Here is a 16,282-nt window from a genome sequence, read left to right as displayed (position 1 = left end):
GCGATGGCGCGCCCGTTCGACGGGGCGCGCCGGATGCCGTCAGGAACGGCCTTGCAGGTTCGCCATCGTCACTCCTCGAGCAGCACGTCGCCCGGCGCGCTCGCGCGCTGCGAACGGGTCGCGAGGAAGTACGCGTAGCCGAGCGCGAGGAACGCGACGAACACCATCGCCACCAGCCCGTTGAAGTACACCATCGTCCCGAGGCAAATCAGGGCCGCCACGATCGCGAATGCCGGGAAGAACGGGTACAGCGGCGCGCGGAACGGCCGCTCCATGTTCGGCTGCGAGCGACGCAGCTTGAACAGCGCCGCCATGCTTACGATATACATCACGATCGCACCGAACACCGACATCGTCACGATGTTCGCGGTGAGCGTCTGGCCGCCGAACTGGATCAGCTCGTCGCTGTAGATCGCCGCGATCCCGACCACGCCGCCCGCGAGAATCGCGCGATGCGGCGTCTTGAAGCGCGGATGCACCTTCCCGAGCCACTCCGGCAGGTAGCCTTCACGGGCCAGCGCGAAGATCTGGCGCGAATAGCCGAGGATGATCCCGTGGAACGACGCGACGAGCCCGAACAGCCCGAGCCACACGAGCATGTGCATCCAGCCGCTGTTTGCGCCGACGATGTATTTCATCGCCTGCGGCAGCGGGTCGTTGATGTTCGCGAGCTTGGTCCAGTCGCCCGCGCCGCCGGCGAACACCATCACGCCGACCGCGAGCGTGACGAGCGTCAGGATGCCGGCCACGTATGCGATCGGGATCGAGCGCTTCGGGTTCTTCGCTTCCTCGGCGGCCATCGCGACGCCCTCGATCGCGAGGAAGAACCAGATCGCGAACGGGATCGCCGCGAACATCCCGTGGAATGCGCCGACGCTGAAATGATCGGCGCCCGACCAGCCGCCCTTCATGAAGTTGCTCCACGCGAAGCCCGGCGACACGACGCCCATGAACACCAGCAGCTCGAAGATCGCGAACAGCGTGACGACCAGTTCGAAGGTCGCCGCGATTTGCACGCCGACGATGTTCAGCGCCATGAACACGAGATACGCGCCCATCGCCGCATGTTTCGGTTCGAGCCCCGGAAACTGCACGTGCAGGTACGCGCCGATCGCGAGCGCGATCGCAGGCGGCGCGAACACGAACTCGACGAGTGTCGCGGCGCCGGCCAGGTAGCCGCCTGCCGGGCCGAACGCCCGGCGCGCATACGCGAACGGGCCGCCCGCATGCGGGATCGACGTCGTCAGTTCGGTAAAGCTGAAGATGAAGGTGGTGTACATCGCCGCGACGAACAGCGCGGTGACCACGAAACCCAGCGTGCCCGCGCTCGCCCAGCCGTAGCTCCAGCCGAAGTATTCGCCTGAAATCACGAGGCCGACCGCGATACCCCACAGTTGCCAGGTCCCGAGCGTCTGCTGCAGCGCGGGCTGGCCGGACGACTTGGCGCCGGCGGCGGGCCGGCCATTCGACTCTGCTTTCATCGGATTCTCCTGAAAGGCGCCGGCCTGCCGGCCCGCGCGACTGAGAATCGATGCTAGAGAGTCATTAAACGACGTGTTATCGAAATTCGGCAAAGATGACGGCTGACATTTCGCCCACCGCAACGCCGCCGCCTGCGTCCCCACCGCGATCCGGCCGCCCGCGGCAGCCGGACCGCCGCGACCCGCTTACTGGCCGCCGCCGCGCTGGTTGAACCAGCGGTCGAGCAGCTTGCCGGCCGCTTCGCGACCGCCGAGGCCGAACGACAGCGCGACCGCCACCGCGATCGCGCCGAGCACGAGGCCGAACGCGAGCTGCACGATCTCGTTCGCGATGCCCATCGCGCGCAGCCCCATCGCGAACACCAGGCCGAGGATCGCAAATTGCGCGATCCGCGCGAACAACACGCTGTGCTCTCGGTCGGCCTGCTCGATCACGCGGCGCGCGAGGCCCGCGAGCCACACGCCGATCACGAGGATCACGCCGCCCATCAGCACGTGGCCGCCGAATTCGATGAACAGCGTGACGACGTCGCGCACCTGCGTGAAGCCGAGCCGGTTCGCGGCCTCGACCGCCGCGAACAGCATCGCGAAGAACACGATCAGCCGCGCGACCAGCACCGACGGCTGCAGCATCCCCGAAAACACGCGTTCGACGCCAAGCACGGCCGGCAGTCCGTCGGCACCGGCGGCTTCCAGCAGCTTCTGCGCGAGCGACGCGACGAAGCGCGCGAAATAGAACGTGACGAGCACGATCACGATCGCCGCGACGATGTCCGGCACCGCGCCGAGGAACTGGTTCAGCATGTTGGTGGCGGGAATCGAGATTGCTTCGATCTTCAGCGCGTCGAGCGCGGAGATCAGCGTCGGCACGAACACGAACACGTAGACGATCGTGCCGATCAGGCTCGACACGCGCACCGGCGTCGGGCTGTCCAGACGCGCGGTGAGGCGGTCGGCGCCGGCGGCGACCAGCAGGTTCGTCACGAGGCCGCGCAGCACGCGCGCGACGACCCAGCCGACGAAGCCGATCACCGCGGCCGCGAACACGTTCGGCACGATCTCGAGCAGCTTGTCGACCATCCCCTGCACCGGCGACAGCAGGCCGGACAGCGCGAACGACGCGAGAATCGCCGGCAGGAACATCAGGATCACGAGCCAGAACAGCACGTCGCCGAGATAGCCGCTCATCGGCTGCATGCCAGCGCTTTCGGACAGCTTGTCGTCGACCTTGCTCGCCTTCAGCGCGCGGTTCGCGAGGCTGCGCAGCAGAGATGCGATGAGCCACGCGATCAGCGTCAGCGCCGCGCCGCCGATCAGGTTCGGCAGGTAGTTGACGATGTGCGTGACGAGCAGCGAGAACGGATTGGAGACCGCGTACAGGTTGAGCACGTTGAAGATGCCCACCGCGGTGACGAGCAGCACGAGCCAGAACAGCCCGCCGGCGATGATGCGCTCGACGTACGCGCCCTGGCCGGTGCTTTCGTTGATCCGCTGATCGACCTTCAGCGCATTGAGCAGCCGGAGCGCGCCGGCCCGCACCGCCACGGCGATCAGCCAGCCGATCACCAGGATGCCGATCGCGCCGGCGATCTTGGGCAGGTATCCGCCTAGCGTGGTCTGCAGCGACGTGATGAAGCTGGAAGCATCCATTTCTTCTTCTCCCGAAAAACGTGGCGTTGCGATTGAACATCGACGAACTACCTGCGTACTTCGAAAACCGTGCTTTGCCGCCCGAAGCAACTTACCCGAGAAAAATGACGCGTTGACCCGATTTCACCGTCTTTAACTTTAGACAGTTATCGGCGGGGACGAGACCCCATTTCGGCCAAATAAAAAGGGGGCAGATTTCGGTGCCCTACGCATCTCCGCAAGATTTATCAAACGGCGGCGTGCTACCGTGACGTCGATGCTTGCCGGGGCGCGCCAATGACCGTTGAAACGAAAGCCGAAACGCCTGCGTGGGTCCGCTATGCGGCGCGGGTCGCGCGCGTGCACGACTATATCCGCGCGCACCTCGACGACACGCTCGACCTGAACCGGCTCGCCGACATCGCGTGCCTGTCGCCGTATCACTGGCAGCGCGTCTATCGCGCGCTGTACGGCGAGTCGATCGTGCTGACGGTGCGGCGGATGCGAATCGTGCGAGCGTCCGAGGATCTCGTCTGCACGGCGCTGCCGCTCGACGCGATCGCGCGGCGCGCCGGTTACGGCTCGACGCACGCGTTCGCCCGCGCATTTCGCGATGCTTACGGCGTGCCGCCCGCACAGCACCGGCGCGCCGGGGTCCATCGGCCGATCTATCCATTACAGCGAGGAGAGGAAGACATGTTCAAGCATGAAGTCGAAATCCGGCAGCAACCGGAACTGCGCGGTTATGCGGTCGCGCATACGGGCGCGTACCTGAAGGTCGGCGACGCGTTCGGGCGGATCGGCGCGTGGGCCGGGCAGCACGGAATGATCGGCCCCGGCGCGAAGATGATCGGGATCTTCCATGACGATCCGGATACGACGCCGGAAGCGCAGCTGCGCGCGAAAGCGTGCTTCGTGCCGGCCACCGGCGCGCCGGACGTCGAGCCGGCGCCGCCGGTCGAGCGCACGACGATCGCGGGCGGCGACTACGCGGTGCTGCTGCATACGGGACCGTATGCGGACCTGAAGACGGCCTACCAGTGGCTGTACGGCGACTGGCTGCGTCACTCGGGCCGCGAAGCCGCCGATGCGCCGCCGTTCGAGCTGTACCTGAATACGCCGATGGATGCGGCGCCGGCCGACCTGCGCACGGAGATCCATTTGCCGCTGCGTTGATCGACGGGGCGGTGCTGGGGTGCTGGGGTGCTGGGGTGCTGGGGTGCTGGGGTGCTGGGGTGCTGGGGTGCTGGGGTGCTGAGGTGCTGAGGTGCTGAGGTGCTGAGGTGCTGAGGTGCTGAGGTGCTGAGGTGCTGAGGTGCTGAGGTGCTGAGGTGCTGAGGTGCTGAGGTGCACGGCGACGCCCGTTGCAGGCGCCATACCGTCGCTGGTCGGCTTTCACGCCGGCAACGAGGCCGGCGATCGCGCCTTAGCCGGCTTGCGTCCCGCAGCCCGGGCAGAACCGGGCGTCGGCGGCCAGCGCCGCGTGGCAGCGGCTGCAGGCCCTGCCGCGCTGTGCTGTGCCGCACTGCGCGCAGAATCGCGCATCCGTCCCGTTGAGCGCGCCGCAACCCGCGCAGGCGATCTGGCGCACCGGCACGTTGCCGCCCTTGCCGCCATGGCCGTCGGACGACGGCTGCCAGCCCCACCCGTGACGATCGCGGCCGCGCGCATCATGGCCGCCGTGATCGTCGCGGCGCGGCGCGCCGTGATGCTCGCCACCATGGCCGCCATCGCCATGCCCACCGCCGTGGCCACTAGCGTGGCCGCCCAGGATCCGTTTCAGAAAGCTCATCGCCCGCTCCTCAGCGCTTCGGCTGCGCGCTCTCGAACACGCCCGCCTTCGACAGCAGCCGCAAGCCGTTGCCGACGACGATCAGGCTCGCGCCCGCGTCGGCAAACACGGCCATCCACATCGTGCCGAGCCCGGCGACCGTGAGGCCGAGGAACACGATCTTCACGCCGAGCGCGAAGCCGATGTTCTGCACCAGCACGCGGTGCGTCGCGCGCGACAGCCGCACGAACGCGGGAATCTTGCGCAGGTCATCGTCCATCAGCGCGACGTCGGCCGTCTCGATCGCGGTGTCGGTGCCCATCGCGCCCATCGCGAAGCCGATGTCGGCGCGCGCGAGCGCCGGCGCGTCGTTGATCCCGTCGCCGACCATCCCGACCGCGCCCGCGCCGCCGGCCGACAGTTCCTCGACTGCCGCGAGCTTGTCCTCTGGCAGCTGGTTGCCGCGCGCATCGTCAATGCCGGCCTGCCGGGCGATCGCCTGCGCGGTGTGCGGGTTGTCGCCGGTCAGCATCGCGGTGCGGATGCCGAGCGCGTGCAGGTCGGCGATCGCCGCGCGGCTGGTGTCCTTGATCGTGTCGGCGACCGCGAAGATGCCGAGCACGCGCGTGTCGTCGACCAGCATCACGACGCTCTTGCCCTGCCGCTCGAGCGCGTCGAGCTTCGCCTCCAGCACCGGCGAGCAGCGTTCGAGTTCCTCGATGAGCCGGTGGTTGCCGAGCCAGTAGCGTGCGCCGTCGATCGTGCCGCGCACGCCGCGTCCGACGAGTGCTTCGAAATCCTCTACATTGGCGAACGCCACCGCCTGCGCGTCGCGGGCCGCCGCGGCGATCGCCTGCGACACCGGGTGATCGGAACGCGCCGCGAGGCTCGCGCCGAGGCGACGCACGTGCACGGCGTCGACGCCGGATGCATGCAGGTCGAAGTCGGTCTGCACCGGCTTGCCGTGCGTGATCGTGCCGGTCTTGTCGAGTGCGAGCCACGCGAGCTTGCGGCCTTCTTCCAGATACACGCCGCCCTTCACGAGAATCCCGCGCCGCGCTGCGGCCGCGAGCCCCGACACGATCGTCACCGGCGTCGAGATCACCAGCGCGCACGGGCATGCGATCACGAGCAGCACCAGCGCACGGTAGATCCAGTCGTGCCATGCGCCGCCCAGCACGAGCGGCGGCGCCACCGCGACCAGCAGCGCGACCGCGAACACGATCGGCGTATAGACGCGCGCGAACTGGTCGACGAAGCGCTGCGTCGGCGCCTTCGCGCCCTGCGCTTCCTCGACCGCATGGATGATCCGCGCCAGCGTCGAGTTGGCCGCGACCGCCGTCACGCGATAATCGAACGAGCCCGATTCGTTGATCGTGCCCGCGTACACCGCGTCGCCGGCCGCCTTGTCGACCGGCAGGCTCTCGCCGGTGATCGGCGCCTGGTTCACCGTCGAGCGGCCCGCGACGACCTCGCCGTCCAGCCCGATCCGCTCGCCCGGCTTTACGCGCACGACTGCGCCGAGCGCGACCTGCGCGGCCTCGATCGTGCGCCACGAGCCGTCGGCGTCCTGCACGGTCGCCGTATCCGGCGCGAGCTGCATCAGGCCCTGAATCGCATTGCGCGCGCGATCGAGCGACTTCGCCTCGATCAGCTCGGCGATCGTGAACAACACCATCACCATCGCGGCTTCCGGCCACTGGCCGATCGCCATCGCGCCCGTCACCGCGATGCTCATCAGCGCGTTGATGTTGAGGTTGCCGTTGCGAATCGCGATCCAGCCTTTCTTGTAGGTGGTCAGCCCGCATGCGAGCACCGCCGCGAGCGCCAGCACCGCCGACAGCCACACCGGCAGGCCGGCCCAGCTCACGGCCTCGGACGCGATCGCGGCGACGCCGGCCAGCGCGAGCGGCCACCACGGCTTCGCGGGCGGCGGCGCGACGGACGTTGCCGGCGCGTCGGCCGACGCGGCCTCCGGCGTCATCCCGAGCGTGCGGATCGCGCTTTCGATCGCCGGCTGCGCGCCCGGCACGTGTTCGACGGTCAGCATCCGCTGCATCAGGTTGAATTCGAGTGCCGACACCTGCTGCATTGCGCCGAGCTTCTTGCGGATCAGCGTTTCCTCGGTCGGGCAGTCCATCTGCATGATCCGGAACGCCGAGCGCACGTGGCCCGATGCGATCGCCCGCGCGACCGGCAGCGGCGCGAGCGTCAGCGCGGCAGGCGCGCAGCAGTCGCCGGCCGCGTGGTCGTGGTCGTGGTCGTGGTCGTGGTCGTGGTCGTGGTCGTGGTCGTGACCAGCATGGTCATGCGCCGCGTGATCGTGCGAGCACGCCGCGCCATGCCCGTGCCCGTGCCCGTCGCCGTGCGCGTGGCCGGCATGGTCGCCGTGGGCGTGTTCTTGCCCCGCGCCGTGCACGGATGCGTGATCGTGCTCATGATCGTGGCCGCCTGCATGCGGCTGCGCGCCGCGCGCCGCCGCGTCGCCGTGTGCGTGCTCGCCGGCCGCCGGCGCCGCGTCGGCAACGGTCGCCGCCTGCGTGTCGCGCGCGTCGGCGCAGCAGGTCTTGGCGCCGCCGGCATGACGGTGTCGTGGGTCGTGGGTACGCTGGGCGTCGGTCATGACAACCTCCTCTATGGCTTGACGGTGTAGAGTTAACACCCTGAAGCCACTACAAGGTCAACCCTTACAACGGAGAAAGCCATGAAGATCGGCGAACTGGCCAAGGCGGCCCGCTGCACGCCCGAAACGATCCGCTTCTACGAGAAGGAGGGGCTGATGCCGGACGCGGAGCGCACCGATTCGAACTACCGCAACTACACCGACGTGCACGTCGAACGACTGCGCTTCATCCGCAACTGCCGCGCGCTCGACATGGCGCACGACGAAATCCGCGCGCTGCTGCAGCTCACCGACACGCCAGCCGATCCATGCGATTCGATCAACGCGCTGCTCGACGAACACATCGGCCACGTCGATGCGCGCCTCGCCGAACTGACCCATCTGCGCGACCAGCTCACCGAATTGCGCCGCCAGTGCGTCGGTGAACATTCGGTCGAGGACTGCGGAATCGTGCACGGTCTCGCGACGATGGAAACCGTCGCGCCGGCCGCGAAACGTTCGCACCTCGGCTGAAACCCTTGTGGAATATGATAGTCCAGTTAATAATAGTTATATTATTACTAGACATAAACTAACTATTCATGACAACAAGTCGCCCGTCTCCGCTCGCGCTCGCGGTCCTCGCGACACTCACCGACACGCCGATGCATCCGTACGGGATGCTGCAGCAACTGAAGGCACGCGGCTACGACGAAGTCGTCAACGTACGGCAGCGCACGAGCCTCTACCAGACGATCGACCGGCTGCTGCGCGACGGGCTGATCGCCGTGCACGACACCGAGCGCGACGGCGCATTTCCCGAGCGCACGCTGTACACGCTCACCGAGGCTGGGCACACCGCCGGCCAGGCGTGGCTGCACGCGCTGCTCGCTGAACCCGCGCGTGAGTTTCCGGCGTTCGGCGCCGGCCTCGCGTTCCTGCCGTTGCTCGACGCCGAAGATGCGCGTCACCAGCTCGAGCGCCGCATCGCCGCGCTCGAAGCCGAGCGCGCACGCCTGGAGTCGCTGCGCAACGCGGCGCAGAACGATCAGGTGCCGCGCCTGTTTCTGCTGCAGAACGAACACGCGCTCGTCCTGCTCAACGCGGAGCTCGACTGGGCGCGCAGCGTCGTCGAACACCTGAAGATCGGCGCGCTGCGCTGGGTCGACGGCTGACGCGCAGTCGCACGGCCGGCGTCACGCATCGCGGCGGCCAGCCCGGCCGCCAGCCGCTCCGCTTACTGCGTGGAGATGTCGATATTGCCGAAGTACTTCTGGCCGAGCGACTTAACCGTGCCGTCCGCCTTCAGCTTGTCGATCGCCGCATCGAGTTTCGCCTTCAACGCGTCGTCGCCCTTGCGCAAGCCGAACGCGATCCCGCTGCCGAGGATCCGGTCGTCGCGCACCGGCTGGCCGACGAATGCGAAGCCCTTGCCGTCCGGACGCGACAGGAAGCCGCGCTGGCCGGCCGGCGCAAGCACCAGCGTCGCGTCGAGGCGGCCCGCCACGAGATCCGCGTACGCCTGGTTCTGATCCTGGTACGCGACGACCGACACACCCGCCGGCTCCCAGTGCGCCTTCGCGTAGGTTTCCTGGATCGACGCCTGCAGCACGCCGACGCGCTTGCCCTTCAGCGCTTCCGGCGTCGGCAGCAGACCGCTGCCGGTGCGCGCGATCAGTTGCGTCGGCACGCGGTAGATGATCGTCGTGAAGTCGATCGCCTGGCGCCGCTGCTCGGTCGCGTTCATCGCCGAGTTGATCGCATCGAACTTGCGGCCCTTCAGCGCGGGAATCAGCCCGTCGAACGACGTCTCGACCCACTTGCACGACAGCTTCGCAGTCTGGCAGACGGCATTGCCGACGTCGATATCGAAGCCCTGCAGGTCGCCGTTCGGCGCTTTCGACTCGAACGGCGGATACTGCGCCTCGAGGCCGAAGCGCAGCGTCTGCCCGTCGGCGAACGCCGCGCCGGCGCCGAGCGTGCACGCGAGTGCGAACGCGAGTTTCAGGGTGTGTCCATGCTTCATCGTGATCTCCTGACTTGTCGACCGGCGCCGTGCTTCGGCACATACGCCGGTACCATCCGTGGCTGTCGAGACGACGTACGCGTCGCCTGCCGGTGTGCGGGCCGCGCCCGCGATTACAGCGACCGCAACCGCCGCGCGCCTTCGACCAGCGTCGCGTCGTCCTTCGAGAAACTGAGCCGGATCACGCCCGCGTCGGTGCCGTCGGTGTAAAACGCCGACAGCGGAATCGTCGCGACGCGCGCATCGCGGATCAGGCGCAGCACGAAATCGCTGTCGCTTTCGTCCGAGAAGTGCCGGAACCGCGCGAGCATGAAGAACGAGCCTTCACTCGGCAGCAGCTCGAAACGCGAACCGGCCAGCTCGCGCGCGAGCAGGTCGCGCTTGGCCTGATAGAACGCCGCCAGGCCGAGATAGCTTTCCGGCCGGGCGAGGATCTCCGCAAACGCGACCTGCATCGGCGTATCGGCCGCGAACACCATGAACTGGTGCACCTTGCGGATCTCGTCCATCAGTTCGGCCGGCGCGATGCAATGGCCGACCCGCCAGCCCGTCACGTGGAACGACTTGCCGAACGACGACACGATCACGCTGCGCTCGGCCAGTTCGCTGTGCCGCGCAACGCTCTGGTGCTGCGCGCCGTCGAACACGACATGCTCGTAGACCTCGTCGGACAGCACCACGATGTCGGTATTGCGGGTGAGCTGCGCGAGCCGCTCGAGATCGTCGGCGGAGAACACGGTCGCGGTCGGGTTGTGCGGCGTATTGACGATGATCATCCGCGTGCGCGGCGTGATCGCCGCGGCGACTTCGTCCCAATTCACGCGGAAATGCTCGGCCGACAGCTTGATCGCGACCGGCGTCGCGCCCTGCATCCGCACGATCGGCGCATAGCTGTCGAACGACGGCTCGAAATAGATCACTTCGTCGCCCGGATGCACGAGCGCACTGATCGCCGCGTACAGCCCCTCGCTCGCGCTCGCGATCACCGTGATCTCGGTGCCTGGGTCGTAGCGGGTGCCGTACAGCGCCTCGGTCTTCTCCGCGAGCCGCTCGCGCAGCGACGCGATGCCGGCCATCGGCGCGTACTGGTTGTGGCCGTCGCGCATCGCACGCGCGACGCCCTCGACGAGCGCCGGATCTGGCGCGAAATTCGGCGCGCCCTGCGACAGGTTCAGCGCATCGTACTGTGCGGCGAGCTGGCCGATCACCGTGAAGATCGTCGTCCCGACGTCCGGCAGTTTCGAACGGGGCGTGGTGGCGCTTCGCATGACTCCTCCTCCTGATGTCCTTCGGGCTGGCCCGCGCGAAGCGCGCGGCCCTGCTCATGCCGCATGATTTAGCCCGAGCCAATATCGGCAGACAATCGAAAGTTCGTCATGGCAGCCATGCATTTTTCTCATTGCCCTGGATAAGAAGAGCGCGGCGTCAAGGCAGTACCGCCGACAACGCATGCGAATCAGGCATTCCTCCTGGGGCCGCGCAGCCGCGCCGTGCATCAATCGCCTGCCGCCGCCAGATACGCACGCAGCACGGCCTGCAGTTCAGCGCGCAACGCGGCGAAGTCGAGCGTGGGCCCGAGCGTCAGCAGCGCCTGCGACACGCCGCCATAGCAGACCGTATGCGCCATCCGCGCGCACGCGTCGAGCCGTGCGGCCGACGGCGGATCGGCGGCCTGCGCGAGGGCATCCCGCCACAGCGCGACGTACGCGTCGTAATGTCGGCGATATGCGGCCAGCGGCGACACCTGCCGCTCCAGCGCGAAGAACGCGCTCCACAGCGCGGCGTCGGCGCCGATCGCATCGACTTGCAGGTCGACGAGCGCGGCCGCGAGTTCGGCGCGCGGCCCGCCGCGCAGCCCGTTCGCCGCGTCGCGCAGCCGGTCGGCCAGCGCCAGCACGTGCCGGTGGATACACAGCGCGGCGAGACTCTGCTTGTCGCCGAAGTATTCGTAGAAGGTGCCGATGCTCACGCCCGCGACCGCCGCGATCTCGCGGATCGTCGCCTTCGCGTAGCCGCGCTCGAGCAAAAGCTGAACGAACGCCTGCTGCAGCGCATCGGAGGTGGCCTGCGCGCGCGACTGGCGCGGCCGGCGGCGCAACGCGGGCGCGGGTTGCGCCGCCGGCTGGCCGGGCGGCGCCGGAACCTGAACATGTCGCGGCGGCATATTTGCTACTCTGAAATTCAGCGGAAACGCGTTTGACCGGGCGCCGGCACCCGACCGGCCGATCGACCGAGCGCGAAGCATGAGACCGGAGACAACCCGATGACCGAATCGCCCCATGCCGTCACGAACCAGTTCGACGAACTGGTCGACTATAACCTCTTCGCGACCGACCTCGCGCTGCGCGAGGCACTCGCCCGCGCGGGCGCCGGCTGGGCCGTGCCGCGGCTCGACGCGTACGGCGCGCGGCTAGGCAGCGCCGACACCGCGCAGCTCGCCGACGAAGCGAACCGCCAGACGCCGGAACTGAACGCGTTCGACCGGCGCGGCCGCCGCATCGACCGCGTCGATTTTCATCCGGCGTGGCACACGCTGCTCGGCATGTACCGCAACGAAGGCTTCGTGTCGCTCGCATTCCGCGATACGCGCCCCGGTCGCTGGGCCGCGACCGCGGCCGGCTTCTACCTGCACGGCCAGATCGAGGCCGGCACGCTGTGTCCGGCGACGATGACGCAGGCCGCGATTCCGGTGCTGCAGAAGGAGCCCGCGCTGTGGGACCTGCTGCGCGACAAGCTCTACAGCGACGACTACGATCCGCGCGACGTGCCGGTCGCCGCCAAGCGCTCGATCTGGTTCGGCATGGGGATGACCGAGAAACAGGGCGGCTCCGACGTGCGCGCGAACACGACGCTGGCTACCCCGGTCGGCGCGGGCGGCCGCGGCGGCGAATACCGGCTGCGCGGCCACAAGTGGTTCTTCTCCGCGCCGATGTGCGATGCCCACCTCGTCGTCGCGCGGACCGAAGCCGGCAGCCCGTCGTGCTTCTATGTGCCGCGCTGGCAGCCCGACGGCACCAAGAACGCGGTCGAGATCCAGCGGCTGAAGAACAAGGTCGGCAACCGCAGCAATTCGAGCAGCGAGATCGAGCTGAACGACGCGTGGGGGATCATGCTCGGCGACGAAGGCCGCGGGATTCCGACCATCATCGAGATGGCCACCTACACGCGGCTGAACTGCGTGCTCGGCAGCGCGGCGATGCTGCGCCAGGGCGTCGTGCAGGCGATCGCCTACACGCGCCAGCGCCACGCGTTCGGCCGCGCGCTCGCCGAGCAGCCGCTGATGCGCACCGTGCTCGCCGATCTCGCGCTCGAGAGCGAGGCCGCGCTCGCGCTCGCGATGCGCCTAGCCGATGCGTTCGAGCGCGACGACTCGCCGCGCGAGCGCGCGTGGAAGCGCATCGTCACGCCCGCCGCGAAATTCTGGGTCTGCAAGCGCGCGGTCGAGCTGACCGGCGAGGTGATGGAAGTGTTCGGCGGCAACGGCTACGTCGACGACGGCCCGATCGCGCGACTGTTCCGCGAAGCACCCGTCAACTCGATCTGGGAGGGCTCCGGCAACGTGATGTGCCTCGACGTGCTGCGCGCGGTGTCCCGCGAGCCCGACGCGGCCGCCGCGCTGCTCGCCGAACTGACCGATCTCGGCGCGGGCGAACCGCGCATCCGCGCGGCGCTCGATGCGCTACGCGCGATGCTCGCCGCACCGGCAGACACGCTCGAGGCATCGGCCCGCGTGTTCGCGCAGCGACTCGCGCTCGTCGCGCAGGCGTGCCTGCTGCGGCGCGACGCGCCCGCGGCCGTCGCCGACGCGTTCGTCGCGACGCGGCTCGCCGCGCCCGACTGGGGCCGCATCGCGGGCGGCTTCGATCCGCACTCGCTCGACGTCGCCGCGCTGCTGCAGCGCGCGTATCCGGCCTGACGCCAGGCCGTCCGTTCGTCCACCTCGCCCGCCCAGCCAGGAGTCCCGATGAACCTCGTCGCCGCCCTCGACCGCGCCGCCCGCGCGACGCCCGACCTGCCGTTCCTGATCCATGACGACACGACGATCACCTACGCCGAAGCGCGCGAGCGCTCGCACCGCGCAGCGGGCGTGCTCAGCGCGCTCGGCGTCGCGGCCGGCGACCGCGTCGCCGCGATGTGCCTGAACACGCCCGCGTTCGTCGACCTGATGTTCGGCGCGTGGCGGCTCGGCGCCGCGTTCGTGCCGATCAACCACAAGCTGCAGGCGCCGGAAGTCGACTATGTGCTCGAACACAGCCGCAGCAAGGTGATCCTGTTCGACGCGGTGCTCGCGCCGGTGCTGGCGCGCGTGATCCATCCGGCGCGGCGGCTCGTCACCGAAGGCCATGCCGCCGGCGTGCCGAACTTCGACGCGATGCGCGCGGCGATGGACGGCGTCGCGGGTATCGAACCGGCCGACGGCGACGTCGCGCAGATCCTCTACACGTCCGGCACGACCGGACGCCCGAAAGGCTGCGTGCACAGCCACCGCACGGTGACGTTCGCGGCGATGGCGGCGGCGCTCGCGACCGGCATCGGCCGCCACGAACGCACGCTGATGGCGATGCCGATCTGGCATTCGTCGCCGCTGAACAACTGGTTCGGCGGCACGCTGTATGCGGGCGGCACCGTCGTGCTACTGCGCGAATACCATCCGCTGCGCTTCCTGCAGGCCATCGAGCGCGAGCGCGTGACGCTGTATTTCGGCGCGCCGGTGTCGTACACGCTGCCGCTCGACACGATCGACGGCTTCGCAGCGTTCGACCTGTCGAGCGTGCGCGCGTGGCTGTACGGCGGCGGCCCGATCGGCACTGCGCAGGCCGAACGGCTCGCGCGCGCGTATCGCACCAACGCGTTCTTCCAGGTGTACGGGATGACGGAAACGGGCCCGGCCGGGACCACGCTGTATCCGGACGAGCAGATCGCAAAGGCCGGCTCGATCGGCCGCCAGGGCGGCCCCGGCGTCGACCTGCGGGTCGTGCGGATCGATGGTGCCGACGCCCAACCGGGCGACACCGGCGAGATCTGGCTGAAGGCCGACAGCATGATGCTCGGCTATCTCGACGACACGGCCGCGACGCGCGCCGCGTTCGCGCCGGGCGGCTGGTACCGCACCGGCGACATCGCGCGCATCGATCAGGATGGCTACCTGTTCATCGTCGACCGGCTGAAGGACATGATCGTGACGGGCGGCGAGAACGTCTATTCGAAGGAAGTGGAGGACGTGCTCGGCGCGCATCCGGGCGTCGCCGAGGCGGCCGTCGTCGGCATGCCGCATCCTGACTGGGGCGAGACGGTCGTCGCGCATGTCGTGCTGCGCGCCGGCGCCGCGCGCGATGCCGATGCGCTGCGCGCGTTCTGCGGCGAGCGGCTCGCCGCGTACAAGATCCCGCGCGAATTCGTGTTTGCGGAAACGCTGCCGCGCACGCCAACCGGCAAGCTTCAGAAGTTCCTGCTGCGCACGCGCCGCGAGTAGCAACGAAGCAGCGCGCGTTCGATCGACGCGTCGATGCGTCGACGCCAAGGACAAAGAAAAAGCCACCGGACCCGACGGCCCGGTGGCTTTCTCGCATGGTGCGCGAGGCGGCGCCCTTCGACGCCGCCCGCGACTCAGGTACTGCTTACTTGCCGCCGATGCTCTTCAGCGGCTTCCACTCGCCCTTCTCGACCTTGTACATCGTGATGCCGCCGTTCTTCAGGTCGCCCTTCGCGTCGTACGCGACGTGCGACGACGTGACGCCGGACATGTCGGTCTTCGCGAGCACCGGCAGGTACTTCGCCGGGTCGGTCGAATCGGCCTTCTTCATCGCGTTGAGCATCGCCATCGCGCCGTCGTACGCGTACGGCGAGTAGGTCTGCACGTCTTCGCCGAAGCGCTTCTTGTACTTGTCGGCGTAGGTCTTGCCGCCCGGCATTTCTTCCAGCGGGAGGCCTGCCAGCGATGCGATCGTGCCGTCGGCCGCGTTGCCCGCGATCTTCAGGAACGTCGGCGTCTTCACCATTTCGCCGCTCATCAGCGGTGCCGTCATGCCGAGCGTCTTCATCTGCTTGACCATCGGCGCTGCCTGCGAATCCGCGCCGCCGTAGTAGACGAGGTCCGGCTTCGCCGCCTTCAGCTTGGTCAGGATCGCCTTGAAGTCGACCGCCTTGTCGTTCGTGAATTCACGGTCGACGATCGTCGCGCCGCCGGCCTTCGCGGCCTTCTCGAACTGGTCGGCGAGACCCTGGCCGTAGGCCGTGCGGTCGTCGACGATCGCGATCTTCTTCATGCCGAGATCCTTCGACGCGAAGGTGCCCGCCACCGAGCCCTGCTGCGTGTCGGACGTCATCATGCGGAAGGTCGTCTTGTAACCCTGCTGCGTGTATTCCGGCGCCGTCGCCATCGCGATTTCCGGAATGCCGGCGTTCGCATAGATGCGCGAGGCCGGGATCGTCGTGCCCGAGTTGAAGTGGCCGAGCATGCCCTTGATGCCGTCGTCGACGAGCTTCTGCGCGACCGTCGTGCCGGTGCGCGGGTCAGCCTGGTCGTCTTGCGTCTCGAGCACGAACTTCACCGGCTTGCCGCCGATCTTCGGGTTCGTCGCGTTGAAGTCTTCCAGCGCGAGCGCGATCCCGTTCTGCATATCCTTGCCGTAGTGAGCCTGGGCGCCCGTCATCGGCCCTGCGTAACCGATCTTCACGTCATCCGCATGGGCCGTCCCCGCCAGCGACATGACCGCGACGAACGTCGCGCCTGCCAGCTTTTTCATCGTGTGTTGCATAGCATCTCCTTGGTA

13 protein-coding genes are annotated in these 16,282 nt (G+C 68.3%); 5 read left to right on the top strand and 8 right to left on the bottom strand.

The window, feature by feature from the left end; genetic code table 11:
- Window positions 1-68: 68 nt before the first annotated feature.
- Together eat and GEM_RS00590 are read right to left on the bottom strand one after the other, a co-directional pair.
- A complete protein-coding gene (eat, locus tag GEM_RS00595; RefSeq protein ID WP_014895520.1) occupies window positions 69-1,481 on the bottom strand; it encodes an ethanolamine permease in 1,413 nt (470 codons plus the stop codon).
- Window positions 1,482-1,667: 186 nt separating this feature from the next.
- On the bottom strand, window positions 1,668-3,131 hold the full coding sequence (locus tag GEM_RS00590) for a mechanosensitive ion channel (RefSeq protein WP_014895519.1): 1,464 nt from the start codon (window positions 3,129-3,131) through the stop codon (window positions 1,668-1,670).
- Between the two features lie 276 nt (window positions 3,132-3,407).
- On the opposite strand from GEM_RS00590, the gene GEM_RS00585 reads away from it, so the two are divergent.
- Window positions 3,408-4,286 carry an AraC family transcriptional regulator gene (locus tag GEM_RS00585; RefSeq protein WP_014895518.1) on the top strand — a complete coding sequence of 293 codons (879 nt, stop codon included), beginning with the start codon at window positions 3,408-3,410 and terminating at the stop codon, window positions 4,284-4,286.
- A 250-nt stretch (window positions 4,287-4,536) separates the two neighbouring features.
- Here the strand turns inward: GEM_RS00585 and GEM_RS00580 are convergent, their stop codons facing one another.
- A complete protein-coding gene (locus GEM_RS00580) occupies window positions 4,537-4,902 on the bottom strand; it encodes a zinc ribbon domain-containing protein (protein WP_014895517.1) in 366 nt (121 codons plus the stop codon).
- Between the two features lie 10 nt (window positions 4,903-4,912).
- Window positions 4,913-7,504: a heavy metal translocating P-type ATPase gene (locus tag GEM_RS00575; protein ID WP_014895516.1), complete on the bottom strand. Its 2,592-nt coding sequence runs from the start codon at window positions 7,502-7,504 to the stop codon at window positions 4,913-4,915.
- Between the two features lie 81 nt (window positions 7,505-7,585).
- On the opposite strand from GEM_RS00575, the gene cadR reads away from it, so the two are divergent.
- On the top strand, window positions 7,586-8,017 hold the full coding sequence (cadR, locus tag GEM_RS00570) for a Cd(II)/Pb(II)-responsive transcriptional regulator (RefSeq protein ID WP_014895515.1): 432 nt from the start codon (window positions 7,586-7,588) through the stop codon (window positions 8,015-8,017).
- 68 nt (window positions 8,018-8,085) lie between these two features.
- Window positions 8,086-8,658 carry a PadR family transcriptional regulator gene (locus GEM_RS00565; protein ID WP_014895514.1) on the top strand — a complete coding sequence of 191 codons (573 nt, stop codon included), beginning with the start codon at window positions 8,086-8,088 and terminating at the stop codon, window positions 8,656-8,658.
- Window positions 8,659-8,720: 62 nt separating this feature from the next.
- Here the strand turns inward: GEM_RS00565 and GEM_RS00560 are convergent, their stop codons facing one another.
- From GEM_RS00560 to GEM_RS00550, 3 genes are all read right to left on the bottom strand, one after another.
- Window positions 8,721-9,509, bottom strand: coding sequence for an ABC transporter substrate-binding protein (locus GEM_RS00560; RefSeq protein ID WP_014895513.1), 789 nt, complete (start codon window positions 9,507-9,509; stop codon window positions 8,721-8,723).
- Between the two features lie 113 nt (window positions 9,510-9,622).
- On the bottom strand, window positions 9,623-10,777 hold the full coding sequence (locus GEM_RS00555) for a pyridoxal phosphate-dependent aminotransferase (protein WP_014895512.1): 1,155 nt from the start codon (window positions 10,775-10,777) through the stop codon (window positions 9,623-9,625).
- Window positions 10,778-11,004: 227 nt separating this feature from the next.
- Complete coding sequence (locus GEM_RS00550; protein WP_014895511.1) at window positions 11,005-11,673, bottom strand: TetR/AcrR family transcriptional regulator; 669 nt, start codon at window positions 11,671-11,673, stop codon at window positions 11,005-11,007.
- Between the two features lie 99 nt (window positions 11,674-11,772).
- Here GEM_RS00550 and GEM_RS00545 point away from each other — a divergent pair, with 99 nt between their 5' ends.
- Both GEM_RS00545 and GEM_RS00540 read left to right on the top strand, forming a co-directional pair.
- Window positions 11,773-13,425, top strand: coding sequence for an acyl-CoA dehydrogenase family protein (locus tag GEM_RS00545; RefSeq protein ID WP_014895510.1), 1,653 nt, complete (start codon window positions 11,773-11,775; stop codon window positions 13,423-13,425).
- Window positions 13,426-13,473: 48 nt separating this feature from the next.
- A complete protein-coding gene (locus tag GEM_RS00540; protein WP_014895509.1) occupies window positions 13,474-14,982 on the top strand; it encodes a class I adenylate-forming enzyme family protein in 1,509 nt (502 codons plus the stop codon).
- Window positions 14,983-15,127: 145 nt separating this feature from the next.
- Here GEM_RS00540 and GEM_RS00535 read toward each other — a convergent pair whose 3' ends face one another.
- Window positions 15,128-16,267 carry a branched-chain amino acid ABC transporter substrate-binding protein gene (locus tag GEM_RS00535; protein WP_014895508.1) on the bottom strand — a complete coding sequence of 380 codons (1,140 nt, stop codon included), beginning with the start codon at window positions 16,265-16,267 and terminating at the stop codon, window positions 15,128-15,130.
- Window positions 16,268-16,282: the final 15 nt, after the last annotated feature.

Origin of the sequence: Burkholderia cepacia GG4, from assembly GCF_000292915.1 — a bacterium.
Classification (GTDB): Bacteria; Pseudomonadota; Gammaproteobacteria; order Burkholderiales; family Burkholderiaceae; genus Burkholderia; species Burkholderia cepacia_D.
Note: the sequence above shows the minus strand (reverse complement) of the source record. Positions and strands in the feature narration are given on the sequence as shown.